Here is a 22536-nt window from a genome sequence, read left to right on the forward strand (position 1 = left end):
GGGCAAACCAGAGGCAGGACGTCGCGAATCTCTCCCGGGACACGACGAACACGAACGGTAGTGTGTCGAAGCTGCCTGACGTAAGCGCCCTGCTGAACCAGCAGGGCGACCGCATGAACGCTGCACAGGCCGCTGGGCAGGCGGTGGCGCAGCGCATCGGGGACTACGCGGATGCGCAGGCCAGGGCGACGGGTGACTCCGCTTGGGCTGAAGGCGGCAGCAAGCGTGCGGAGATGCAGGCGGCGGGCGCGGCGGTCGTAGCGGGCTTGGGCGGCGGCGTGGGCAGTGCTGTCGCGGGTGCAGCAGGCGCGGGTATTGGCTCGAAGATGGGGGGCGAGCTCAACAAGCTCAGTGATTCGATTGCGGCGTCGAACCTGACCGGCGATGCGAACATGAACGCCGCGCTCGGCAACATCGTGGCGAACGTGATCGCGACTGGTGCGGGTGCGGCAGCGGGTGGCGCGGGTGCGTTTGGCAGTTCGACCGTGGACCTTTACAACAGGCAGTTGCATCCGGATGAGCGGCAGTGGGCGAAGGACAACGCAAGCAAATTCGCGCAGTTCTATAAAGATCAGACCGGACAGACGATCACGGCTGACCAGGCGCAGCAGATGTTGTTGGCAAGCGGCTACCGGTTGGTTGATGCCGCAGCAAGCGCAGGACCGGCGCCGGACGGAAACCAATACGCGACGGCGTTCATCAGCCAGAATGGTGGAAGCATGTTCCGTGCGGCACCAACTGAGTACAACAGTCCGTTCCTCTATGGCAACGCGGACCATTCGCTCTCGCCGGAACAACAGGCCCTGCCAGGACACGACGCTCATCCGCAAGTTGGCGTTGCAGCAGGAGGCGCTCTCGCGATGGTCGCAGTCGGTACTGTTTCGCCATTGCTCGCAGGAGCTTGGGCTCTTAATACCGCCTACGATTTCTCAGGTGACGCGATCAGTTACCTTACCCATACGAGCAGCGACGCCCCGAACGCTGGGAAGTCTCTGATAGTTGGAGGTGCGGCCGCCGCCTTGACACCACTTGGACTTCCTCTGGATACACTTGGAAGTGGTATCGGAGCGAAGATCGCGGTCGGCACCTACAACGGGCTTGTAAGCGCGACGGGAGCGTTCGCAGGGGGCGGAATGGTCAATCCATCGAGCGATCCGTCCGCTTTCGCAGCGACTTCGGCAACCGCGTATGGCGTTGGCACGGCAGCGCAAATTTGGCTCCCCGGTCTCACGGGCAATATTGCAAACCACGTTGTCCAAATTCTCTCCGGGCCAGCGCAAACGAAGGTCCAGAATAGCTTGAACAATCCGAATTCCTCAAAATGAGATCGCTCTCATGAGTCGCTTGCTAGTTTTTCCGTTCGAACTGATCAATCAAGGCGGGCTAAGCGCCGTTGTCGGGTGCCTATTTTTCGCTATAGGGTTATTGCTAGTTTTCATCGTTTTCAAAATCTCACTTGGCTTACTCAACTTCAGTGTCGTGAGTCCGGCAACAAAGAAGGGCCGGGTAACACGAAAATTCGTCGTGCCGGAACACACCGAGCAGCAAGGTCGGCTTTTGGTCAAGGTGCCGGCTAGAAATATGCTGGAGGTGGACGTGGAGGGCCACTTGTTTGTGATTGGGCCATCAGATTGGAAATACGAAAGAGTAAACGAAGGTGACGAAGTTGATGTTCTGTTGCGCATCGGTCGCCTAAGCCGAGCCGAAGTACTCGACGATATCGGGCCGTTTTAAAACTGCCGCTGAACGGGGCGTTCCGGCGGGAAGCAGCGGCCTGACGATTGGCCTCGCCGGTTCGGTGGGCGATGCGATCAACAGCGCGTATTCGGAAGGTCGCGCCGTCAGCCACTCTGCGGGCAGCGGCAATGACCGCGCGGCGGCGCTGCATGCGATTGCAGCGGGGAGCGATGCGGCAATGGCAGGCACGGGGGTGAAGGCCCTTGCCGATGGTGGGAAGCCCGATATCGGCATCAAGGTGAGCATCGGTGCGAGCAAGAGCCAAAGCCAGTCGTCGGAGGACATCACGACGCAGCGAGGCTCGAACGTGGCGGCGGGCGGTGCGGCGGCGTTCGTCGCAACGGGCGACGGTACACCCGGCCGCGGCAACGTCACGATTGCCGGTTCGAACGTGAGCGCGAACGACGTGCTGCTGGCCGCGAAGAACCAGGTGGACGTGGTCAACACCACGAACACCGATTCGACGCGCAGCTCGAACAGCTCCAGTAGCGCGAGCGTTGGCGTGCAGTACACGCTGGGCGGCGGCTTTGGTGTGTCGGCTGCGATGGCGAACGCGCACGGAGACGCGAACAGCGACGCGGCGATCCAGAATGCCTCGCACGTGAACGGCGTGAACAGCGTGACGGTGATCTCGGGCGGCGACACGAACGTCACCGGCTCGCAGATCAACGGCGGCAAGGTGATCGCGGACGTGGGCGGCAACCTGAATATCGCGAGTGTGCAGGACGTGACGAACAGCGCCGCGCACCAGAGCAGCGCGGGCGGCGGCTTCACGATCAGCCAGGGCGGCGGCAGCGCGAGCTTCAGCGCGCAGAACGGCCATGCGGATTCGAACTATGCGGGCGTGAACGAGCAGGCGGGGATCAATGCGGGTAGTGGTGGTTTCGATATCAACGTGAGGGGGAACACGGACCTGAAGGGCGGCGTGATAACGAGTGCGGCAGACGCAGCACAAAACAGCCTGACAACCGGGACGCTGACGTACAGCGATATCGCAAACCACTCGCACTACGATGCGACGAGCAACGGCATCAGTGCGGGCGTGGGGGTTGCAAATACGGGCAAGGCGGTAGGCCCCGGCTCGGGGTCGAACAGGGGCGGCGTGGCGCCGATGCTGCCGCAGAGCGACAGCGGATCGGCGAGTGCGACCACGCGCAGCGCCGTGAGTGCAGGTGCGATCACTGTGACGGACGGGGCAAACCAGAGGCAGGACGTCGCGAATCTCTCCCGGGACACGACGAACACGAACGGTAGTGTGTCGAAGCTGCCTGACGTAAGCGCCCTGCTGAACCAGCAGGGCGACCGCATGAACGCTGCACAGGCCGCTGGGCAGGCGGTGGCGCAGCGCATCGGGGACTACGCGGATGCGCAGGCCAGGGCGACGGGTGACTCCGCTTGGGCTGAAGGCGGCAGCAAGCGTGCGGAGATGCAGGCGGCGGGCGCGGCGGTCGTAGCGGGTCTGGGCGGCGGCGTGGGCAGTGCTGTCGCGGGTGCAGCAGGCGCGGGTATTGGCTCGAAGATGGGGGGCGAGCTGAACAAGCTCAGTGATTCGATTGCGGCGTCGAACCTGACCGGCGATGCGAACATGAACGCCGCGCTCGGCAACATCGTCGCGAACGTCATCGCGACAGGCGCGGGTGCGGCAGTAGGTGGCGCGGGCGCGTTTGCCAGCTCGACCGTGGATCTTTACAACAGGCAGTTGCATCCAGACGAGCGGCAGTGGGCGAAGGACAATGCAGGCAAGTTCGCGCAGTTTTACGAAGGCCAGACTGGACAGACGATCACGACCGATCAGGCGCAGCAGATGTTGCTGGCCAGCGGCTACAGGCTGGTCGATGCATCGGCCAGCGCGGGACCGGCGCCCGACGGAAACAGATATGCGACGGCGTTTATCAGCCAGAATGCCGGGAGCAATATGCTCCGGGCGACGTCTGCCGAGTACAACAGTCCGTTCATGTACGGCAACAAGGATGGCTCGCGCACGCCAGAACAAAACGCCTTGCCTGGGGCAGTACCGAATCCGAAGGCAGGTCTGGCGATAGCCGGTGGCCTTGTAACGGCAGGGCTCGGCCCGGAACTCGTTGCCGGGCTCGCCTCGATACCAGGGGCACCGATCTTTAGCACAGGCGGGGCGATGGGTTCAGCCGCGCTGGCGTCGGCAAATGGCACGGGTGCAATTAGCGCGGCCATCAGTGCGGGATCGCAGTATGCTCAGACCGGAGATATTAACTGGCTAAATGTGGCTGGTGCGTATGCAACCGGCGTGGCAGGTTCATATGGCGGTCTGGCTCGGAACGTGGTTATCAACGCATTCAGCGGAGCGGCAACCACGGCCATCAACAACTATATGCAAGGCAAGAGCGATAGTGTTGCCGGATCAGCGCTGAGTAGTGGAGTCCTGTCCGGCTTAGGTTATGGAATTGGCAAGGCCGCTGAAAATGGAGTGAATACATTCCTGAAGCCTGGACTAGATTCATCAAACTGGGCTTCGACCGGAGTATGGGCGAGCAGCGGATGGAATCTGTTCAGGCCAAATAGTGCTGGCGTAATTAGCGGCTCGGTGTTGGGTGGCATGGGCCAAGAAGCAACAGGGGCTATGATCCCAACTTCAAATTCGGGCAGCCAAAAGAAATGATTAGATGGCTAATTGGGTTTCTACTGGCTTGGGGGATTTGCCTTTGCGGTGTCTGTGTCGCATGGTTAATCAGCGTATACATCCACTGTGTATTTATGCCGGGATGTCTTGGCCAATTAGACATTCACAGCCTTCTGGTGAGTGTCAATGTTAGGGGCGTACTCGCAAGAGGAACGCTTCTGGCGATTGCAATTACCTTCATAGTCTGGTCTAGAAGAAGGGTGCGATAGCAACAAACCCGGCCTTCAGGCTGGGTTTGCAGTTTGTGGGCATCAGAAGCGCTCAGGCGAGATGGTGAGGCAGTTGTTGCGGTAGTCGAAGGACAGGCGCATGGGTTGCCCGGGTTCAAAGCCCGCGCGTTGCAGGTAGAGGCCGGCGACCTGCGTCGACGGCATAAATCCCGCGGCGGGTGGCGCCAGGCCGTAGTCTGGCGTCGTGCGCAGTGTCACGCAGCGGCTGCTCTGGGGGGCATCTACGGTCAATCCTTGAGCACATGGGCAGGCGGCACAAGTTCGCTAATGCAATCAAGCGTTCTCTTCGCGACAAAAACGGGGACGATTGCTGCTGGAAGCAAGTAGGTGTTCCGCTGGGAAATTCGACCGGGTTGGCTCAATCGGTTGACCCTATGTTTGATCCATTCACCAACCCGTGGTGGAGGATTAGAAACACTTGGGATCAGCTTGGGGAGACGAAAAAATGAACATGGAAATCGGTGCGTTCGTAATTGCTCTTGCGGTTCTGCTGGTTACCTTTCTTCTCTTCGGTAGAAACCTGGAGGATTCGTTTAGAGCGAAGTTTTTATATTGGCTGAAGTCAACGATGACGATGGCGCCGCTGCTGTTTGCTTGGTTTTCCTATAACGAACCGACTGCGTTTGGCGGGATTGGTGCGCTAGTGAGCATCGGCTTGGCAGCCGCATTCCCTTTTGGGCGCTCATACCTTGTTGCGATGTTGTAGCAGCACAAAACTGCTGACCTGTACAACAGGCAGTTGCACAGTGGCACGAGCATTAACACCGACGAACATCAGCTTGCGAAGAAACTTGCAACCCAGGAGAAAAGAAATGATCGAGTCACAATCGACCGTCTTTGTCGGTGAAGACAAGTTCGCTGTTGCGCAGGTCGCGCTCTATATTTTGGCGGTGCTCCAGGTGGTCGCGGCGGTCATGTTGGCGATAGGTGGTGCTTCTATCCCGTTTCCGCAACAGGCAACTTCGATCCAACGCTTTTCAGGAACTGTCAACGCCGTCGTCATGGTTCTTGCCTTCGCTGCCGTCTACTACCTGTTAGCACGGTGCTTGTACCGATGTACGAAACTGGTCTGGCGCATCGCAGTAGGGGCGTTTCTAACGAACCTTGGCATGACCGTTCTGACAATGGTTGCTCAACCCGGCCCAAGTCCGGTAGTGACAGGCTGTCTTTGCTTTGCGGGCATCGTTTCCCTATGGAGAGGGCGTAACGCCGTTAGCGGATAGCTCAACTACGTCGCCGGGTAGCCGGACGTGAACACTCCGGCTCCGTCGTCGACCGGTACAACAAACAACTGCGTCCAGACAACTGCAATGTTTTCCAACAAACATCCCGAGTTTCGCCGTCCATCAGTAGGGCCACGACGCTCCACTTGGCTCGGTCATTTCGCTGAACTGCTCTTTGGTGGAATCGCGAAAGGGACGATGATTATGGCTGTACTGCTGCTTATCGCTCTCGAAGTCCTCAGTGGATCAATGGGCGCGGGAGCGAGCCTAAGCGATCTTCCGGCAACGCGCAGGGGATGGCGAAATCTACTTCTCGTTGTGCTGGTGATGCTCGTGGTCATCGCAGGCGGTATCTATCTATTCGACCCAGTGAGGCGCCAGTCCCATCCCTGAGACAGCTGCGCAGCACGGGATATTCCGTTGAGCACGGGCAAACTCAGACGAGATGGTGACGTGATGCCTGCTTCCCGTTCTCGTATTCTAATCGATCGCGTTGCAGTCGAACTGCACGCCTGATCGTCTTTACGACGATGATGGGTTTCATCGATTATGTGGAGCTGAAAAACGTCCTCTTTGGTTGGAATATGGGGTCGTCAATTGCATCATCGCTAAAGACGCGATTGCAAAGAATTCTCTGGTGTTGAGTCTTCGTCGCCACCATGGGTTTTATCGTATACGTGGTGGTGAAAAACATCTTCTTTGGTTGAAACAACACCCCAGGCCGCAGCCGAGGTGTTGCCTGTAGTCACCAGAGACAAATGAATTTGCAGAATTCGTAGTAACAGCCTCCGCGCACGGGGCGCTATCTCAATAATTAAGGACTCCAAAAGTAACAAGGTATGATTTTCCACACCCCATCGTCACCATGAAGATTCGAAAGAGGTTGGCCGCGCTGCCGCTCACAGCCCTGGCCACACTCGCGCCCAACGTGCCGGCACAAAACCTGGGCGGCATGGAAACCGAGCAGATGCAGCAACAGCGTCTCGACGCGCAGCATCGTGAGGCCACCGTCCAGACACCCGCCGTGGGCTCGGCCGTGCCGCAGGCGCAGGCGTACCCCGAGCTGCCGCAGGAGACGCCTTGTTTCCGCATCGAGACGTTCACGCTCGACGTGCCGCCCGCGCTGTCCGACGCCATACGAAAACAGGGCGCGTCCGCGCTGCCGCAGGACCCGTTCGCCTTCGCGCTCGAGTGGCTCGACCACTACCAGGGGCAATGCATCGGCAAGGCCGGGATGGACGTGCTGGTGAAGGGCCTGCAACAGGCGATCCTCTCGCGCGGCTACATCACCACGCGTGCGCTGATGCCCGAGCAGGACCTGTCCTCGGGCGTCATGAGGTTTGCGCTCGTGCCTGGCGTCGTGCGCCATGTGCGGCTGGCCGATCCGTCGACGTGGGGGACGTGGAAAACGGCATTCCCCACCGGAAGCGGCGCGCTGCTGAACCTGCGCGACCTCGAGCAGGGCCTGGAGCAGATGAAGCGCGTGGCAAGTCAGGATGCCGACATGCAGATCGAGCCAACCGGCGCACCCGGCGAAAGCGATGTGGTCGTGACGCTCAAGCGCGGCAAGCCGTGGACGTTCGTTGCCTCGGTGGACAACTCAGGCACCGACGCCACGGGCAAGTGGCAGGGCAACGTGAGTCTTGGCATCGACAACCCGCTCGGCCTGAACGACATCTTCACGGTAGGCGCGAACCAGGACCTCTCGTTCGCCAACAAGTCACTGGGCTCGCACGGCTTCAATGGCTCGTATTCGGTGCCGTGGGCCTACTGGGCGGCCACGCTCTCGGGCAACACGAACACGTACTACCAGAACATCGCGGGCGTGAACCAGACGTTCGTATCGAGCGGCGATTCGCAGACTGCCGCGCTGCGTCTCGCGCGTGTCATCGCGCGCGGCCAGAACGATGTCCTCGGTGGGTATCTGCAGCTCTCGAAGCGGTTTGGCGACAGCTTTATCGACGACACGACCATCCCCACGCAGGCCCGCAACAACACGTTCCTCGAACTCGGGGTGACCGATCGTCACTACTTCGGCGCGGCGCAGTTCGACGGCACGCTGGCGTATCGCCAGGGCATCGGGGGCTTTGGCGCGACACCCGACCCGTACGCGAACGGTCCTACCTATCGCTTCCACATGGCTGTGCTCGACGACACCCTCTCGGTGCCGTTCGCCGTCGGCTCGCAGCGCTTCGCTTATGTGGGAACCATGCACGGCCAGTTCACCAACGACGCGCTTTTCTATATCGACGACCTGACCATCGGCAGCCGCTACACCGTGCGCGGCTTCGACGGCAATACGATGCTGGCCGCCGAGCGCGGCTTCTACTGGCGCAACGAGGTGCAATGGCCCGTGTTCCAGACGGGGCAGACGCTCTACGCAGGCATCGACTACGGCCACGTGTTCGGGCCGGGCACGGCGTTCCTCGCGGGTACGCAGCTCGCGGGCGCAGTGATCGGCGTCCGCGGCGGCATCCCCGTGAAGTACGCAGGCTTCAGCTATGACCTCTTCATGGGAACGCCAATCTACAAGCCTCGCGGTTTCCCAACGTCACGCGCGACGGTCGGCGTGCAGGCAACCGCACAGTTCTGACAAATCACCCCGTCGTCATGCGCGAGTGGGGCGCGTTCCCCGGTGTTAAGCTACGCCAACACCATCCCCCTCACGACCATGGACTACATCGACAGCCTGCGGATCTTCCGCTCCGTCGTCGAGGCGCGCAGCTTCACGCGCGCCGCGGACATGCACAGCCTCACCACGCCGGTCGTCTCGCGCGCCATCGCGCGCCTCGAAAAGCGGCTTGGTAATCGGCTCTTTCATCGCAGCACGCGCGCGGTGTCGCTCACCGAGGCGGCCGAGCGCTTCTACGAAGGCTGCTGCCGCGTGCTCGACGACCTCGACGCGCTGGAGGCCGACGCCACCGTGCAAACGCGCGAAGCGAGCGGCGTGCTGCGCCTGGTCGCGCACACCACGGCCACGGTCAATCGACTCGTGCCGCTCATCGCCAGCTTCAAGCGCGCGCATCCCAAGGTGACACTCGACGTGATCCTCACCGAGCGCCCCGTTGACCTGATCGCGGACGGCTACGACCTCGGCCTCGTGCTGCCGTTCATGCTCAACAACGAATCGACCGTCACGCGCCTGCTCGAGCGCATTCCTCTCGCGCTCGTCACGACGCCCGCGTATCTCGCAGCGCATGGCACGCCGAAGCATCCCGCGGACCTCGTCGACCACGTGTTCGTACCGATGCCACCTTCCATGCGCAAGCCCGCGATCGCGTTTCGTGTGGACGACGAGGAAGTCGTCGTGCCGTTGCACCACGAAATCGCCTCGAACAACCCCGAGTTCAACCGCGAGATGGTGCTGGAAGGCTTCGGCATCGGCATTCTCCCCGTCGCGCTCGTGAGGGAGGAACTCGAGGCGGGCAAGCTCGTGACGGTGCTCGACGACTTCCCGCTCATCGACTCGCAGATCGAGATTCGCCTCGCCTACACCACGCGCACGTTGCTGCCGGCGAAGGTGCGCGCGTTCATCGACCATGCGACGGCGTTTTTCGACGATGTGACGCACGAGGCGCCCTCCGAAGTGAAGGCTAATTGAAAGCTTGGCCGCGATTATTGTCGCTGCGACCATAATCTGATGCCGCGCGTAAGGCTTGTTCAGGGCCTGATTGGCGACTACTCTGTGCATATGCACATCTACCAGTCACCCGAGCACGACGATTGCTTTGCCGTACGCCAGGCCGCTCGGCATCTGTCGCAGCTTTACGAGCGGCACCTGAGCGCGGCGGGGCTCACGCCCACGCAGTTCAGCATTCTTGGCGCGCTGGGTCGCGCGTCGAGCCTCACGATGGCGGAACTCGGGCGCTCGATGGTGATGGAGCGTACCACGCTCGTGCGGGCCTTGCGGCCGCTGTTACGCGGTGCGCTCGTGGCCGATGCGCCGGACCGCGGCGAACGCCGCCGCCGCCTCGCGCTCACGCAAGTGGGCCGTACGCGGCTCGACGCGGCGCACGAACACTGGCGCGCGGCGCAGGACGAATTCGAGCGCCGCTTTGGCGCACGCCGCGCCGCGTGGCTGCGGCGCGAGTTGTTTCGCATCACTCGGGCGGTTTAGTGTTTTCGATTGAGTTTGTGGGTTGCGTCGCGCTTCTTCCCATCGCGGCGTTTTTTTCATCTTCAGAAGTGTATATGCACAGGTAAACGTCATGTCGAGTCCTTCCACTCCCGTCGCGGCCGAGCCGACGCAAGCGAGAGAGCGTACGCGCATCTCGCGCATGCGTCTCGCGCTAGGCGCGGTCGCTCTCGTGCTGGCGGCTGCCGCCGGCTACTGGTCCTTCGTGCTGCGCTTCGTCGAGAGCACTGACGACGCCTACGTGGGCGGCAACGTCACTGTGATGGCGCCGCGCGTGAGCGGCTTCGTCTCCGAGATTCCCGTGCAGGACAACCAGCGCGTGCACGCGGGCCAGGTGCTGCTGCGTCTCGACTCGCGCGACTACGACGCGAAGCTCGCCCAGGCCAACGCGGAGCTTGCGAGCGCGCGCGCCGCGGTCGACGAGTTGCAGGCGAGGCGCACGTTGCAGGAAGCGGTGATCAACCAGCACCAGGCGGAAGTGCGCGCCTCGAACGCGGAACTCACGCGCAGCGGTCAGGACCAGACGCGCTACCGCGAGCTGGTGAAGGACGACGCGGTCTCCAACCAGCTGGTCGAGCGTGCGGACTCCGACTACGCGAAGGCCCAGGCGTCGGTTGCGCAAAGCGGCGCGGCGGTCCTGGCGGCGCAACGCCAGCTCGACGTACTGGCCGCGCAGATCAACGACGCTCAGGCGCGTGTCGCAACGGCCGAGGCCAACCAGCGCCTCGCGCAACTGAACGTCGAATACACGACGTTGACTGCGCCAGTGGATGGCTACATCGGCAATCGCACGGCGCGGGTGGGCACGCTTGCCAACGTGGGCGCGCCGCTGCTTACCGTGGTGCCCGCCACGGGCCTGTGGGTGGACGCGAATTTCAAGGAAGACCAGTTGAAGAAGATGCACGCGGGCGACCGCGCCGACGTGATGCTCGACGCGGCCAGCGGGACGCTGCACGGCACCGTGGAGAGCCTCGCGCCCGCCACCGGTGCGACCTTCAGCGTGCTGCCGCCCGAGAACGCCACGGGCAACTTCACGAAGATCGTGCAGCGCGTGCCGGTGCGCATCCGCATCGACGCTACTGCGCCGGCGGACCTGCAAGGCGCGCTGCGCCCCGGCCTTTCGGCGACCGTGAAAGTGCATCTCGCGCAAGCGCATTGAAGAGGCTACGACGATGAACGCCACGCACAGCGCCGACCCGACACTCGCCCCGCATCTCCAGCCGATGGCGCAGCGCGCCTTCGCCTTCGCGCTGATGTGTGTCGGCTTCTTCATGGCCACGCTCGACATCCAGATCGTCGCTTCGTCGCTGCGCGACATCGGCGGCGGTCTCTCCGCGAGCCAGGACGAGCTGTCATGGGTGCAAACGGCTTATCTGATTGCCGAGATCATGGTGATTCCCATGTCGGGCTGGCTCTCGAAGGTGTTCTCCACGCGCTGGCTCTTCGTGGCCTCCGCGGTGGGCTTCACCATCACGAGCATGCTGTGCGGCCTCGCCTGGGACATCAACTCGATGATCGTGTTTCGCGGCCTGCAAGGCGCACTCGGCGCGGCGATGATCCCCACCGTGTTCACCACGGCCTTCGTGCTCTTTCCCGGCAAGCAGCGCCTCGTCGCCTCCACGACCATTGGCGCGCTCGCCTCGCTCGCGCCCACGCTCGGGCCCGTGATCGGCGGCTGGATCACTGATCAATGGTCGTGGCATTGGCTGTTCTATCTGAACCTCGTGCCGGGTATTGCGGTGGCCGCGCTGGTGCCGAAGTACGTGAACATCGACAAGCCCGATCTTTCGCTGCTCAAGCGGGGCGACTATCTCGGCATTGCGCTCATGTGCGGCTTTCTCGGCTGTCTCGAATACGTGCTCGAAGAAGGCCCGCGCAAGAACTGGTTCGGCGACGACGTGATCGTTGCCTGTACGTGGATCTCGGCGATCTGCGGCTTTCTCTTCATCGTCCACGCGCTTACGGCGAAGGACCCCATCGTCGATCTGCGCGCGCTGCTCGTACGCAACTTCGGCATTGGCAGTCTGCTTTCGTTTGTCACGGGCATCGGCATTTTCGTGGCCGTTTATCTCACGCCGCTCTTTCTCGCGGAAGTGCGCGGCTATAGTTCGCTGCAAATCGGTTTGTCGCTGCTTTCGGTGGGTGTGTTCCAGTTGCTCGCGCTTGGCGTTTATGCCTTCGCCACGCGCTATTTCAGCATGCGCGCGCTCATGCTGTTCGGGCTGATCTGCTTCGGGCTCGGCTGCTACCTGTATGTGCCGCTTACGCACGACTGGGGCTGGCAGCAGTTTCTCGTGCCGCAGGCGCTGCGCGGCATTGGCCAGCAATTCGCCATTCCGCCCATTGTCACGATGTCACTCGGCTCGCTGCCGCCTTCGCGGCTCAAGTCGGCAAGCGGTCTGTTCAACCTCATGCGCAATCTGGGCGGCGCGATCGGCATTGCCGTGAGCGCGACGATGCTCAACGACCGGCTCAACTTCCACTATCTGCGCCTGAACGAGAGCGTGACCGGCGGCGCGCCGCAGGTGCAGTTGCTGCTGGCGGGCCGCACCGCATATTGGTCGTCCGTGGCGGGCAATGCCGTCGATGCCGCGGAAGCGGGGCTCGCGCAACTGCACGCACTGGTTCTGCGCGAAGCGCTCGTAATGACGTTCTCCGATACGTTCTTCGTGCTCTCGCTTTGCTTCCTGGTCGCCATTGCGAGCGTGGCGTTCTCCAAGCCGATTTCACTGGGTGGCCCGCCGCCCGACGCCCATTGAGGTGACCCATGAAAACCCCTGAACGCTCATCGACTCCCATGCGCCTCGTACTCTCGCTGCTTTCCGCTGCCGTGCTCGCCGCGTGCGCGGTGCAGCCCGCGCAGCATCCCGATCTGCCCGCCACGGTGCACGAAACGGCGCCGATGGCATGGCGCATCGACGCGCCGCAGGACGCCATCGAAGCGCGCGCCTGGTGGGCGCAATTCGGCGATCCGACGCTCGATACGCTGCTAGCCACGGTGCTCGAAGGCAACCTCGACTTGCAGGCTGCCGCCGAACGCGTGAAGCAGGCGCAATCGATCACGACGCAAAAGCACGCAGCGCTGCTGCCGCAACTCGACTTCACCGCGCATGGCGCTTATACGCGGCAGAACACGCCGCCGCCGCTCGGCTATGTGAAGCAGGCGGGCGCGGGCCTCGCGTTGAGCTGGTCGCCCGACGTGTTCGGCGGCGAGCGGCTCGACCTGCTCGCGGCGCAAGCGAATCTCGTGGGCCAGAAGCATGCGCTCGATGCGGTGCGTCTCGCGCTCGCGGCGAATACGGCCTCGGCGTACGTCGATCTGCGCTATGCGCAGGCAGAGTTGAAGATCCTTCAGGACAACCTGGAGATTCGCAAGCGTACCTTGCTGCTCACGCAAGACCGCCTGAAATACGGCCTCTCCACGCAACTGGACGTGGCGCGCGCGCAAACGCAGCTAAGCGAGCTGCAAGCGCGCGTTCCGCGTGCGCAGGCGAGCATCGATCATCAGTTGAACCTGATCGCCGTGTATACGGGGCGCACGCCGGAGTCCGTGGCACAACTCGCGCTCGCGCAAACGGCGCCCATTCCCGGTGTCCCCACGAGCGTGCCGCAGACGCTGCCCTCCGAAGCGCTGCTGCGCCGCCCCGACGTGCAGGCCGCCTACGCGACCGTGCAGCAGCGCGCGGCGGAAGTGGGGGTGGCGCGCGCCGAGCGTTATCCGAAGTTCACGCTCAATCTCACGGATGGTATTCTCGCGGCGTCCTATCTCGGCATGCCCACGCTTACGGATAACCTCTTTAGCGCGGCGATCGGCGCGACGAGTCCGATCTTCAACGCGGGGCGCATCACGGCCGACATCGACCAGAGCGAGAGCCGCATGCGCGAGTCGCAATTGAATCTGCAGGAGACCATGCTGCAGGCTTTGCGCGAAGTGGAAGACAGCCGCAGCGATCTCGTGAGCACGGCGAGCCAGACGCAGCAGTTGAACGACGCGCTGGCTTCATCGGCGCAATCGCTCAAGCTGGCCAACCAGCTGTACAAGGGCGGCGCCGCGGACTTTCTCGACGTACTGAGCGCGCAGCAAACCTTGCTCGCCGATCAGGACCTGCTCAACGACGCGCAGCGCGAGCGCGCGCTCGCGGCGGTGGCGCTCTACCGGTCGCTGGGCGGCGGCTGGAGCCAGAGCGGCGATGTGGTGCTCGCGCAGGAAACGCCGGCGCACGGCGGCTAAACGGCACGGACAGAACCGTGACCTTGCGCTCAAGCGCCGGAAGCCGCCTCGCGAGCCAGCGAGCGCCACTGTGCGGGCGTCATGCCCACGTGGCGCTTGAAGCCGCGCTGGAACGCGGCGTCCGACTGGTAGCCGACGAACTCGCCGATCTCGGCCACGCTATCGTTGCTTTGCGCGAGCATGCGGCCCGCGAGTGTCATGCGGATATCGGTGAGCACGTCGGCGGCCGAGCGGCCGATGGCCTCGTCGAAGTGCCGCGCGAACGTCGCACGCGACATGTGGCAAAGCTCGGCAAGCTCGGGCAGCGTCCAGGACTTGCCGGGCGCTTCGAACATGGCGTCGATGGCGGGTTGCAGGCGCGGCCGCTGCGCGAGCGCGAGCAGGCCGCGCGGCGGGGCGTCGCCGGCGCTGGCGTAGCGCAGCGTGAGCCCGAAGAGCGCGCCGGAAAGATGGTTCACGAGCGACTCGCTGCCCGGCGCCGCCTCATACGCTTCGTCGCGCAACAGCGCGATCAGGCGCACGAGACGTTCGGGTGCTTCCGTGCGGTCCCGAGCGCTATGCACGACGAGGCGCGCAGGCAGATTCTCGCGCAGCAGGCGCTGCGGCACGGCAGGCAGCAGGAAACGGCCGCACAGGACGTCGGCGATGGCGCCGTCGCCCACATTCGTTTCGATGCTCACGCCGTTTTCCATGCGTTTGGCGACGGCGGCGGGCGCCGCGCCGCTGCCGTCGTGCAGCACGTGCGCGCTGCCCGAGGGAAACAGCACGATGTCGCCCGCATGGAGCGCGACGGGCGCACCGTGCGCATCCTCGACGATGGCGCGCCCCGCAAGCAGTACGTGATAACGGATCTCGCGCGCCTTCGCAGCGGGATCATCGATGCGCCAGGGCGCGCCGAAATGGCAGCGCACGTCGAGGCGGCCGGCAACGGGCATCAGCGCGAGAAGGCGGCTCAGCAGATCCATGGTGGGCGAGTGAGACGATTGAGCATGAAGTCGCGCCATTCTGGCATTAAAAGCGCGACGGTGCGCGACTAGACTGCATCCATGCCATCGACGATGGCAGCGCGACACCGACACCGACACCCGCTCGCGACCATGCAACGTTAAAGGAGCAAAACATGTCCCGTCTTTCCGCCATCAAGCCTGAAGCCGCCACCGGCGCCGCCGCTGAAATCTTTGCAAAGATCCGCAAGGCCGTAGGCAAGGTGCCCAACGCCTACGCCACCATCGGCACGCATAGCCCCGAAGCGCTGGGCGCGCTGCTCAACATGGAGGCCGTGATTTCGGCCGGCACGCTGTCGAAGCCCGATATCGAAGCGATCAAGCTCGCGGTGAGCGAAGTGGCGGGTTGTGATTACTGTCTCGCCGCGCACACGCTGGCGGGCAAGTTCGCCGGGCTCGCGCCGGAAACGATGAAGGCGGTCCGCGCAGGCGAAGCGACCGGCGACGCAAAGCGCGACGCGCTCGTGCACTTCGTCCGCGTGCTGGTGACCACGCACGGCACGCTGCTTGAAGCGGAAGTAAGCGCGATTCGCGAAGCCGGTTATACCGAGCGCCAGATCGTGGAAATTGCGCTCGCCGTGACGTCGATTACGTTCACGAACCTCGTGAACCGCATCAACGATACGACGCTGGATTTCCCGGCCGCACCGTAACGTAGCGGCAACGGTTTTACCACCCCGCGTGCGCTGGACACGACATCAATCGTGCCAGCGCACGCGAGTGCTTGTTCCACAAAAGCGTTTGAAAGTGTGCATACGCATACATAGAATGTAGATGGAACGGCGCATATGAAAGGAGAGTCGACCATGAGTACACGCGAGATCGTTTTGTGCCAGCCGGTGCGTACGGCAATTGGCGGATTCAACGGTGCGTTCAAGGGCGTGCCGGCTACGGAGCTAGGCGCGGCGGCGGTGCGCGAAACGCTCGCGCGCGCGAAGCTCGACCCGGCGCGGCTCGGCTCCGTGGTGCTCGGCAACGTGATCCAGGCAGGCAACAAGATGAATCCCGCGCGGCAGGCCGAGCTTGGCGGCGGCGTGCCGGTTCAGGTGCCCGCGCTCACGGTGAATCGCGTATGCGGCTCCGGCGCGCAAGCTGTTGCGAGCGCCGCGCAGGAGGTGATGCTGGGTCTTGCCGACGTCGCGCTCGCGGGCGGCATGGAGAACATGGACCGCGCGCCGTATTTGCTGGACGGCGGCCGCTGGGGCTATCGCATGGGCAACGCCGAGATTCACGACAGCATGCTGCGCGACGGCCTCGTCGATGCGTTTTCGGGCCAGCATTCGGGCTGGCATACGGAAGACCTCGTGACGCGGGCCGCGCTCACGCGCGCAGAGCAGGACAACTGGGCCGCGCGTTCGCAGCAGCGCTTTGCTGCCGCCCAAGCGGCGGGACGCTTCAGGGAAGAAATCGTCGCGGTGGAAGTGAAGGGCAAGAAGGGCATGGAGCGCATCGATACCGACGAGGCGCCGCGTCCCGAGACGACGCTCGAAGGGCTCGCGAAACTGCGTCCCGCGTTTCGCCCGGACGGCACGATCACGGCGGGCAACGCGCCCGGCCTGAACAGCGCGGCGAGCGCCATGCTCGTGGCGGAGCGCGGCTTCGCCGAAGCCGAGGGGCTCTCGCCGATGGTCAAGCTCGTGGCGTGGGGCGTCGCGGCGGTGGAGCCGGGCCTGTTCGGCCTTGGCCCCGTGCCCGCCGTGCAACTCGCGCTGGGGCGCGCCGGCTGGTCGCTGGCCGACGTCGAGCGCTTCGAGATCAACGAGGCATTCGCGGCAGTGCCGCTCGCGGTCATAAAGCAACTTGGCATTCCCGAGGACATCGTGAACGTGGAAGGCGGCGCGATCGCGCATGGCCACCCCATCGGCGCGACGGGCGCGATTCTCACCACGCGCCTCGCATGGTCGATGCAGCGCGACGGGCTGCGTCGCGGCGTCGTGACGCTTTGCATCGGCGGTGGCCAGGGTATCGCGCTCGCGCTCGAGAAAGTATGATGGCCGGGCTACGTGAGGCGAATTGGACTGGGATACAGGCGGGGAATACGATGACGAAGCGGATCACACGCGAGGAATGCAACTGTTTTGCGCTGCGGCAGGCCGCGCGTTTCGTCACGCAGTTGTACGAGCGGCACCTCTCGCAGGCCGACGTGACGGCCGCGCAGTTCACCATCCTCTCTCGCCTCGCGGGCCGGCCCGACGCCACGGCCGCCGAACTCTCCGACGACCTCGTGATGGACCGCACGACGCTCGTGCGGGCGCTCAAGCCGTTGCAGCGCGACGGCCTCGTGCTCACGGCGGCGGCCGAACACGACACGCGTACGCTGGTCTACCGGCTCTCGGCCGCGGGCTTGCGCCGCTACGACAAGGCGCATGCGTTATGGCTCGACGCGCAGGCCGAGTTCGAGCAGCACATGAAGCGCGACCGCGCGAAGGCGCTGCGCACCGAGCTGTTTGCCCTGACGAAGGCCGCCGCGGGCTGACGCGACACTTACGCAAACACACATTTCGTAAGCTCTCCGGGTAAGGCGGCCACGCCGGCGATCAGATCTGGCGCGAAAATGGCATCATGAGAATTCCAGGAGTCTGACGCTCTGCCGCCGGGTTCTCATGAGACGATATCGACCGCCGCCGCCCAATTTTTTGCGTGACCACGCGCATCCAGCCTGGCGCGATATCGCGTTGACCACGCTGCCCGTGGCCCTGTTCTGCGCGGTGGTGGTCGGTCTTGTCTTCTGGCTAGTCGACCCGGCGCCGCCGCACACGATCACGATCAGCGCGGGCCCCGCCGACAGCTCCTTCATGCAGATGGCGCAAGCCTACCGCACGATCCTCGCGCGCAACGGCGTGAAGCTCAAAATCCTCGAATCGGACGGCTCGGTGCAGAACCTGCAGCGCCTGCTCGATCCGAAGCAACGTGTGGACCTCGCATTCGTGCAGGGCGGCGTCGCCGACGGCGAAGACACACGCTCGCTCATGTCGCTCGGCAGCGTGGCCTATTTGCCCATCGTCGTTTTCTATCGCGGCTCGGGCCTCACGCGGCTCACCGAACTCGACGGCAAGCGCATCGCCATTGGCCGCGTGGGCAGCGGCACGCGCGAGCTTGCGCTCAAGCTGCTCTCCGCGAACGGCATCGACCCCGGCGGCGACTCCACTTTCCTGCCGCTCGACGGCATGGACGCGGCCACGGCGCTCGTCTCCGGCCGCGTCGAGGCGGCGATGCTGAGCGGCGACTCGACCACGCGTGGGCTCATGCTGCGTTTGCTCGACATCCCCGGCATCTCGGTCATGAGCTTCGACGAAGCGGCCGCCTATACGCGGCTCTTTCCGTATCTGGAGAACGTCGACCTGCCGCCGGGCGTGCTCGATCTGCGCAGGCGCCAGCCACGCGAAACGGTGCACCTGATCGGCCCGACCGTCGAACTCGTCGCGCGCGATACGCTGCACCCCGCGCTCTCCGATCTGCTCATCGAAGCGGCGGGCGAGGTGAACGGCGCGCCCGGACTCCTGCAGCGCGAGGGCCAGTTTCCGAGCCCGGCGGTGCACGACTTTCGCGTGAGCGAGGACGCCACGCGCTACTACAAGTCGGGCAAGAGTTTTCTCTATCGCGCGCTGCCGTTCTGGCTTGCGAGCGTGACGGACCGCCTGCTCGTGCTGCTGCTGCCTCTGGCCGTGCTCGTGATTCCCGCGTTGCGCACGATACCGGCGCTGTATCGCTGGCGCGTGCGCTCGCGCATTTATCGCTATTACGGCGCGCTCATCGCCATCGAGCGCGACGCGCTCAAGCATACGAACGAAGAACAGCGGCGCGCGCTGGTCGAAGAACTCGACGAGATCGAGCGCTCGCTCAATACCCTGCGCATGCCGCTCGCGTTCGCCGATGCGTTTTACGTGTTGCGCGAACACGTGGGTTTCGTGCGTATGCACTTGAATGCCGGCGAGTCGCAATCGCACTCCAGCGCGGTCTAATTCGTATTCACGATATTGTTACGCTCAACGTAGTTTCCGTCTCGTTGATGCACGTCGCTTAATCGCAGTGTTGCAACACTTCTTCGGTTGACACTGCGAGTCTCGTCCCTTTATTTTTTGTAGCCACGCCGTCGCGGCTTCGAGACGGTGAGGATCGCTTGAGGTTTGCGAATGTTCGATCCCTGCGCGTATCAGAACCATTGTTTGTAACCGGGAGGACCATAACGTGAAAACATCCGGTGCAAGCCAGCGCCTTGCCTGGCTCGTGTGTGCCACACTTGCGGGCGCGCCGCTCTTCGTGGGGCCGCTTGGGCCCACTGCCGCGCTTGCGCAGAACGCAGCGCATCTCTCGAACCAGCAGCTCGATTCGCTCACCGCGCCCATCGCGCTCTATCCCGACGCGTTGCTCGCGCAGGTGCTCATGGCCGCCACGTTCCCGCAAGACGTGTCCGCCGCTGCCGCGTGGACGAAGTCCAACCCGAACCTCAAGGGCGACGACGCCGTGAAGGCAGTGGCCTCCCAGCCGTGGGACCCGAGCGTGCAGTCGCTCGTGGCGTTCCCGCAGGTGCTCGAAACCATGGCTTCGAAGCCCGACTGGGTCCAGCAGATCGGCAACGCGTTTCTCGCGCAGCCCAACGACGTGATGGACTCGGTGCAGCGCCTGCGCGTGCAGGCGCAGAAGGCGGGCAACCTCAAGTCCAACGAGCAGCAGAAGGTCGTGGTCCAGCCGGCCTCGAGCACCTCGACTACGCAGACCATCGTAATCGAGCCTGCGAATCCGCAGGTGGTGTACGTGCCGACCTATAACCCCACGGTGGTTTATGGCGTGTGGCCGTATCCGGCCTATCCGCCCGTGTACATGCCGCCGCCTCCGGGTTACGCCATTGCGTCGGGTTTCGTCGGCGGGCTCGCGTTCGGCGCGGGCATCGCGGTCGCGAACTCGTTGTGGGGCGGCTTCAACTGGAACAACCATGACGTGAACATCAACGTCAATCGCTACAACAACATCAACGTCAACAACCGCATCAACTCGGCCAACGGCACGGCGAACTGGAATCGCAACGCCAATGTCGAGCGCCGCCAGAACTACAACAACGCGAACCTGAACGGCCAGCGCAACCAGTACCGGGGCTACGACCAGTCGCGCACGCAGGCCATGCAGACCCTGCAGAATCGCACTGGCCAGAACATGAGCGGCAATGCCCAGCAGAGACTCCAGGGCATCCAGGAAGGCGGGCGGCCGAATGCCAACGGCGGCAACGGGCCGAACGGCAATCGCGGCAACGAGCTCAACAATCGCGCGCAAAACGGCGCGCAAAACGCAAACCGCGGGAACGATCTCAACAACCGGGCGCAGAGCACGAATCGCGACAACGCGTTACGCGGCGCGGGCGACGGCGCCAATGCGCGCCTCGAACAACAACGCGGCCAGCAAAGCCGCGCAGCGTTCCAGACCCGTGGCAGCGCCAACGGCGGCGGTGGCGGAGGCGGAGGCGGCTTCCATGGTGGTGGCGGCGGCGGGTTCGGCGGTGGCGGCGGGGGTGGCGGACGTCACATCGGCCGTCGATAACGTTGAATATCATGAGGAGTCTAAAAATGATCCGCATTTCCGCACGCCGCCTGCCGCACGACTACGCACTCGCGCTCGCTACGGCACTCGTGCTCTTTGGCGCGCCCGCGCTGCTGCCGGCCCAGTTCGGCGGTGCCACCGTCTACGCGCAAGCCGTCTTCGCCACGCCCGAAGCCGCCGCGAACGCATTCACCGACGCACTCGCGACCAACGACCAGGGCGCCATGAAGCATGTGCTCGGCAACGATTTCACCGCGTTCATCCCGACGCAAAACATCGGCCAGGACGATATCGACGACTACCTTGGCGCCTGGGCGAAGGGTCATCGCGTCGTCCCCGACGCCACGCCAGTTGCCGGCAAGGCCAGCGCTCACGTCGAGGTGGGCGATAGCGGCTGGACGCTGCCCATCCCCATCGTGCAGTCGGGCAAGGGCTGGCATTTCGACCCGCGTGAAGGCGCGAGCGAAATTCTCACGCGCCGCATTGGCCGCAACGAGCGTGCTGCCATGCTCACCTCGCTCGCCTACGTCGACGCGCAGAACGACTATCGCAAGCTCACGCAGCACTATGCGCAGCGCCTCGTAAGCACGCCGGGCACGCACGACGGTTTGTACTGGCCGGTCGAGCCGGGCGAGACCGAAAGTCCGCTCGGACCGCTCGCGGCAGCCATGCCGGGCAACGCGAAGATCACGCCGACCGAGGGGTATCACGGCTATCACTTCCGCGTTCTCACCGCGCAGGGGCCGCATGCCAGCGGTGGTGCGCGCAGCTATCTCGAGAGCGGGGACCTAAGCGGCGGTTTTGCGCTCGTGGCCTGGCCGGCGCAATACGGCAAGACCGGTGTGATGAGCTTCATCATCAATCAGGACGGCCAGCTTTATCAGAAGAACCTCGGGCCCAACGGCGCGCACACGGCAGCGGCGATCAAGGCATTCGATCCCGACTCGTCCTGGCAGGCCACCAAACCCTGATCGGCGATCCGCCGTCCGTCGGACGGCATGACTGCTGATGTCGCTCTCTGACGGACGCTTCACACTGAATTCGGGCACAATCAAGCCACGGCGACGTGGCTGTCGCCCGATGCGGGCTTTGGCCAACGGAAGCGGAGAGGTCGGGCATGTGGCTTGCTCAATCTTCCCCGCACTCTCATTCGTGTGGAGATAACCAAATGCAACGACGCAACTTCATGCTAACGGCGGCGGTGACCCTTGCCTCGGGCGGTCTCACGCTCGCGGGCTGCACCACCACGACGAATTCGAATTCCACGGCGTCGCAGAATATGTCCAAGCGGCAGTCGATCGACGCGTCCGTGGACGGCACCCTCTCGCGGCTGTTTTCGACCGTGAAAGGCTCGCATGAGCTGCTCGCGAAGTCGCGCGGCGTGCTGGTGTTCCCCGAAGTGCTGCAGGCCGGCTTCATCGTCGGCGCGCAGTATGGCGAGGGCGCGTTGCGCGTGGGCGGCGCTTCGGTCGGCTACTACAGCACCGTGTCGGGCTCGTTGGGCCTGCAGGCCGGCGCGCAGTCGAAGGCGCTCATCTTCGCCTTCATGACGCAGGACTCGCTCGACAAATTCCGCGCGACGGACGGCTGGGCGGCGGGCGCCGACGCCTCGGTCGCGCTCGTGACCGTGGGCGCGAACGGCGTTGTCGACACCAACACGGCCACGCACCCGGTGGAAGTCTTCGTGCTGACCAACGCGGGCTTGATGGCCGACGTCTCGCTGGCGGGCACCAAGGTCACGCGTCTGAACATCTGATAAGGCGCGCTCCGGTAAAAAGCGCCGGATCA

At 63.8% G+C, this 22536-nt stretch carries 19 protein-coding genes and 2 pseudogenes; 18 read left to right on the forward strand and 3 right to left on the reverse strand.

Annotation, left to right across the window (positions count from 1 at the left end; all coding sequences use genetic code 11):
• The 3 genes and pseudogenes from M3A49_RS29240 to M3A49_RS42765 form a co-directional block, all read left to right on the forward strand.
• Positions 1-1325 (forward strand): annotated as a pseudogene (locus M3A49_RS29240) (cell surface protein); the annotation flags it as partial.
• 10 nt (positions 1326-1335) lie between these two features.
• On the forward strand, positions 1336-1734 hold the full coding sequence (locus M3A49_RS29245) for a hypothetical protein (protein WP_266232118.1): 399 nt from the start codon (positions 1336-1338) through the stop codon (positions 1732-1734).
• A 34-nt stretch (positions 1735-1768) separates the two neighbouring features.
• Positions 1769-3451: pseudogene (locus M3A49_RS42765) on the forward strand (hemagglutinin repeat-containing protein); the annotation flags it as partial.
• Between the two features lie 1193 nt (positions 3452-4644).
• On the opposite strand, the gene M3A49_RS29255 reads toward M3A49_RS42765, so the two are convergent.
• Positions 4645-4821 carry a hypothetical protein gene (locus M3A49_RS29255; protein ID WP_266232120.1) on the reverse strand — a complete coding sequence of 59 codons (177 nt, stop codon included), beginning with the start codon at positions 4819-4821 and terminating at the stop codon, positions 4645-4647.
• Positions 4822-5068: 247 nt separating this feature from the next.
• Between M3A49_RS29255 and M3A49_RS29260 the strand changes: the two genes are divergently transcribed.
• Entirely contained in the window at positions 5069-5329 is a 261-nt protein-coding gene (locus M3A49_RS29260; RefSeq protein ID WP_266232121.1) for a hypothetical protein, read from the forward strand.
• A 106-nt stretch (positions 5330-5435) separates the two neighbouring features.
• Entirely contained in the window at positions 5436-5846 is a 411-nt protein-coding gene (locus M3A49_RS29265) for a hypothetical protein (protein WP_254358098.1), read from the forward strand.
• A gap of 608 nt (positions 5847-6454) precedes the next feature.
• Here M3A49_RS29265 and M3A49_RS29270 read toward each other — a convergent pair.
• Positions 6455-6697: a hypothetical protein gene (locus tag M3A49_RS29270; protein ID WP_266232122.1), complete on the reverse strand. Its 243-nt coding sequence runs from the start codon at positions 6695-6697 to the stop codon at positions 6455-6457.
• A 14-nt stretch (positions 6698-6711) separates the two neighbouring features.
• Between M3A49_RS29270 and M3A49_RS29275 the strand changes: the two genes are divergently transcribed.
• The 6 genes from M3A49_RS29275 to M3A49_RS29300 all read left to right on the forward strand — a co-directional run bounded on the left by M3A49_RS29275 (position 6712) and on the right by M3A49_RS29300 (position 14212).
• Positions 6712-8439, forward strand: a complete 1728-nt coding sequence (locus M3A49_RS29275; protein ID WP_266232123.1) for a ShlB/FhaC/HecB family hemolysin secretion/activation protein — start codon at positions 6712-6714, stop codon at positions 8437-8439.
• A 78-nt stretch (positions 8440-8517) separates the two neighbouring features.
• A complete protein-coding gene (locus M3A49_RS29280; protein ID WP_266232200.1) occupies positions 8518-9447 on the forward strand; it encodes a LysR family transcriptional regulator in 930 nt (309 codons plus the stop codon).
• Positions 9448-9537: 90 nt separating this feature from the next.
• Positions 9538-9963, forward strand: a complete 426-nt coding sequence (locus tag M3A49_RS29285; protein WP_254358100.1) for a MarR family winged helix-turn-helix transcriptional regulator — start codon at positions 9538-9540, stop codon at positions 9961-9963.
• A gap of 91 nt (positions 9964-10054) precedes the next feature.
• The gene (locus M3A49_RS29290; RefSeq protein ID WP_266232124.1) at positions 10055-11140 is read left to right on the forward strand and encodes an HlyD family secretion protein; all 1086 of its coding nucleotides are present in this window, start codon (positions 10055-10057) and stop codon (positions 11138-11140) included.
• Positions 11141-11204: 64 nt separating this feature from the next.
• Positions 11205-12740 (forward strand): DHA2 family efflux MFS transporter permease subunit, encoded by a 1536-nt coding sequence (locus tag M3A49_RS29295; protein WP_254358099.1) that lies wholly within the window; start codon positions 11205-11207, stop codon positions 12738-12740.
• Positions 12741-12778: 38 nt separating this feature from the next.
• Positions 12779-14212 (forward strand): efflux transporter outer membrane subunit, encoded by a 1434-nt coding sequence (locus tag M3A49_RS29300; protein ID WP_416339034.1) that lies wholly within the window; start codon positions 12779-12781, stop codon positions 14210-14212.
• A gap of 29 nt (positions 14213-14241) precedes the next feature.
• Here the strand turns inward: M3A49_RS29300 and M3A49_RS29305 are convergent, their stop codons facing one another.
• The gene (locus tag M3A49_RS29305; RefSeq protein ID WP_266232127.1) at positions 14242-15177 is read right to left on the reverse strand and encodes an AraC family transcriptional regulator; all 936 of its coding nucleotides are present in this window, start codon (positions 15175-15177) and stop codon (positions 14242-14244) included.
• Positions 15178-15332: 155 nt separating this feature from the next.
• Between M3A49_RS29305 and M3A49_RS29310 the strand changes: the two genes are divergently transcribed.
• From M3A49_RS29310 to M3A49_RS29340, 7 genes are all read left to right on the forward strand, one after another.
• Positions 15333-15869 carry a carboxymuconolactone decarboxylase family protein gene (locus tag M3A49_RS29310; RefSeq protein WP_254358093.1) on the forward strand — a complete coding sequence of 179 codons (537 nt, stop codon included), beginning with the start codon at positions 15333-15335 and terminating at the stop codon, positions 15867-15869.
• Between the two features lie 153 nt (positions 15870-16022).
• The gene (locus M3A49_RS29315) at positions 16023-17207 is read left to right on the forward strand and encodes a thiolase family protein (RefSeq protein WP_266232128.1); all 1185 of its coding nucleotides are present in this window, start codon (positions 16023-16025) and stop codon (positions 17205-17207) included.
• Positions 17208-17257: 50 nt separating this feature from the next.
• Positions 17258-17692 carry a MarR family winged helix-turn-helix transcriptional regulator gene (locus tag M3A49_RS29320; RefSeq protein WP_158760710.1) on the forward strand — a complete coding sequence of 145 codons (435 nt, stop codon included), beginning with the start codon at positions 17258-17260 and terminating at the stop codon, positions 17690-17692.
• 127 nt (positions 17693-17819) lie between these two features.
• On the forward strand, positions 17820-19178 hold the full coding sequence (locus tag M3A49_RS29325; RefSeq protein ID WP_266232130.1) for a TAXI family TRAP transporter solute-binding subunit: 1359 nt from the start codon (positions 17820-17822) through the stop codon (positions 19176-19178).
• Positions 19179-19404: 226 nt separating this feature from the next.
• On the forward strand, positions 19405-20748 hold the full coding sequence (locus M3A49_RS29330) for a DUF3300 domain-containing protein (RefSeq protein WP_266232131.1): 1344 nt from the start codon (positions 19405-19407) through the stop codon (positions 20746-20748).
• A 26-nt stretch (positions 20749-20774) separates the two neighbouring features.
• Complete coding sequence (locus M3A49_RS29335; RefSeq protein WP_266232132.1) at positions 20775-21719, forward strand: DUF2950 domain-containing protein; 945 nt, start codon at positions 20775-20777, stop codon at positions 21717-21719.
• A gap of 197 nt (positions 21720-21916) precedes the next feature.
• Positions 21917-22504, forward strand: coding sequence for a YSC84-related protein (locus M3A49_RS29340; protein WP_266232133.1), 588 nt, complete (start codon positions 21917-21919; stop codon positions 22502-22504).
• Positions 22505-22536 lie beyond the last annotated feature (32 nt).

The sequence above is a fragment of the Paraburkholderia sp. CNPSo 3076 genome (genome assembly GCF_026343935.1).
Taxonomy (GTDB): Bacteria; Pseudomonadota; Gammaproteobacteria; order Burkholderiales; family Burkholderiaceae; genus Paraburkholderia; species Paraburkholderia nodosa.

What these genes read in the sequence shown, in the direction of transcription:
- M3A49_RS29340 (WP_266232133.1), top strand. Translation starts at nt 21,917, where the DNA reads ATGCAACGACGCAACTTCATGCTAACGGCGGCGGTGACCCTTGCCTCG.
- M3A49_RS29260 (WP_266232121.1), top strand. Translation starts at nt 5,069, where the DNA reads ATGAACATGGAAATCGGTGCGTTCGTAATTGCTCTTGCGGTTCTGCTG.
- M3A49_RS29320 (WP_158760710.1), top strand. Translation starts at nt 17,258, where the DNA reads ATGACGAAGCGGATCACACGCGAGGAATGCAACTGTTTTGCGCTGCGG.
- M3A49_RS29275 (WP_266232123.1), top strand. Translation starts at nt 6,712, where the DNA reads ATGAAGATTCGAAAGAGGTTGGCCGCGCTGCCGCTCACAGCCCTGGCC.
- M3A49_RS29315 (WP_266232128.1), top strand. Translation starts at nt 16,023, where the DNA reads ATGAGTACACGCGAGATCGTTTTGTGCCAGCCGGTGCGTACGGCAATT.
- M3A49_RS29285 (WP_254358100.1), top strand. Translation starts at nt 9,538, where the DNA reads ATGCACATCTACCAGTCACCCGAGCACGACGATTGCTTTGCCGTACGC.
- M3A49_RS29265 (WP_254358098.1), top strand. Translation starts at nt 5,436, where the DNA reads ATGATCGAGTCACAATCGACCGTCTTTGTCGGTGAAGACAAGTTCGCT.
- M3A49_RS29280 (WP_266232200.1), top strand. Translation starts at nt 8,518, where the DNA reads ATGGACTACATCGACAGCCTGCGGATCTTCCGCTCCGTCGTCGAGGCG.
- M3A49_RS29335 (WP_266232132.1), top strand. Translation starts at nt 20,775, where the DNA reads ATGATCCGCATTTCCGCACGCCGCCTGCCGCACGACTACGCACTCGCG.
- M3A49_RS29245 (WP_266232118.1), top strand. Translation starts at nt 1,336, where the DNA reads ATGAGTCGCTTGCTAGTTTTTCCGTTCGAACTGATCAATCAAGGCGGG.
- M3A49_RS29295 (WP_254358099.1), top strand. Translation starts at nt 11,205, where the DNA reads ATGGCGCAGCGCGCCTTCGCCTTCGCGCTGATGTGTGTCGGCTTCTTC.
- M3A49_RS29325 (WP_266232130.1), top strand. Translation starts at nt 17,820, where the DNA reads ATGAGACGATATCGACCGCCGCCGCCCAATTTTTTGCGTGACCACGCG.
- M3A49_RS29310 (WP_254358093.1), top strand. Translation starts at nt 15,333, where the DNA reads ATGTCCCGTCTTTCCGCCATCAAGCCTGAAGCCGCCACCGGCGCCGCC.
- M3A49_RS29305 (WP_266232127.1), bottom strand. Translation starts at nt 15,177, where the DNA reads ATGGATCTGCTGAGCCGCCTTCTCGCGCTGATGCCCGTTGCCGGCCGC.
- M3A49_RS29290 (WP_266232124.1), top strand. Translation starts at nt 10,055, where the DNA reads ATGTCGAGTCCTTCCACTCCCGTCGCGGCCGAGCCGACGCAAGCGAGA.
- M3A49_RS29300 (WP_416339034.1), top strand. Translation starts at nt 12,779, where the DNA reads ATGCGCCTCGTACTCTCGCTGCTTTCCGCTGCCGTGCTCGCCGCGTGC.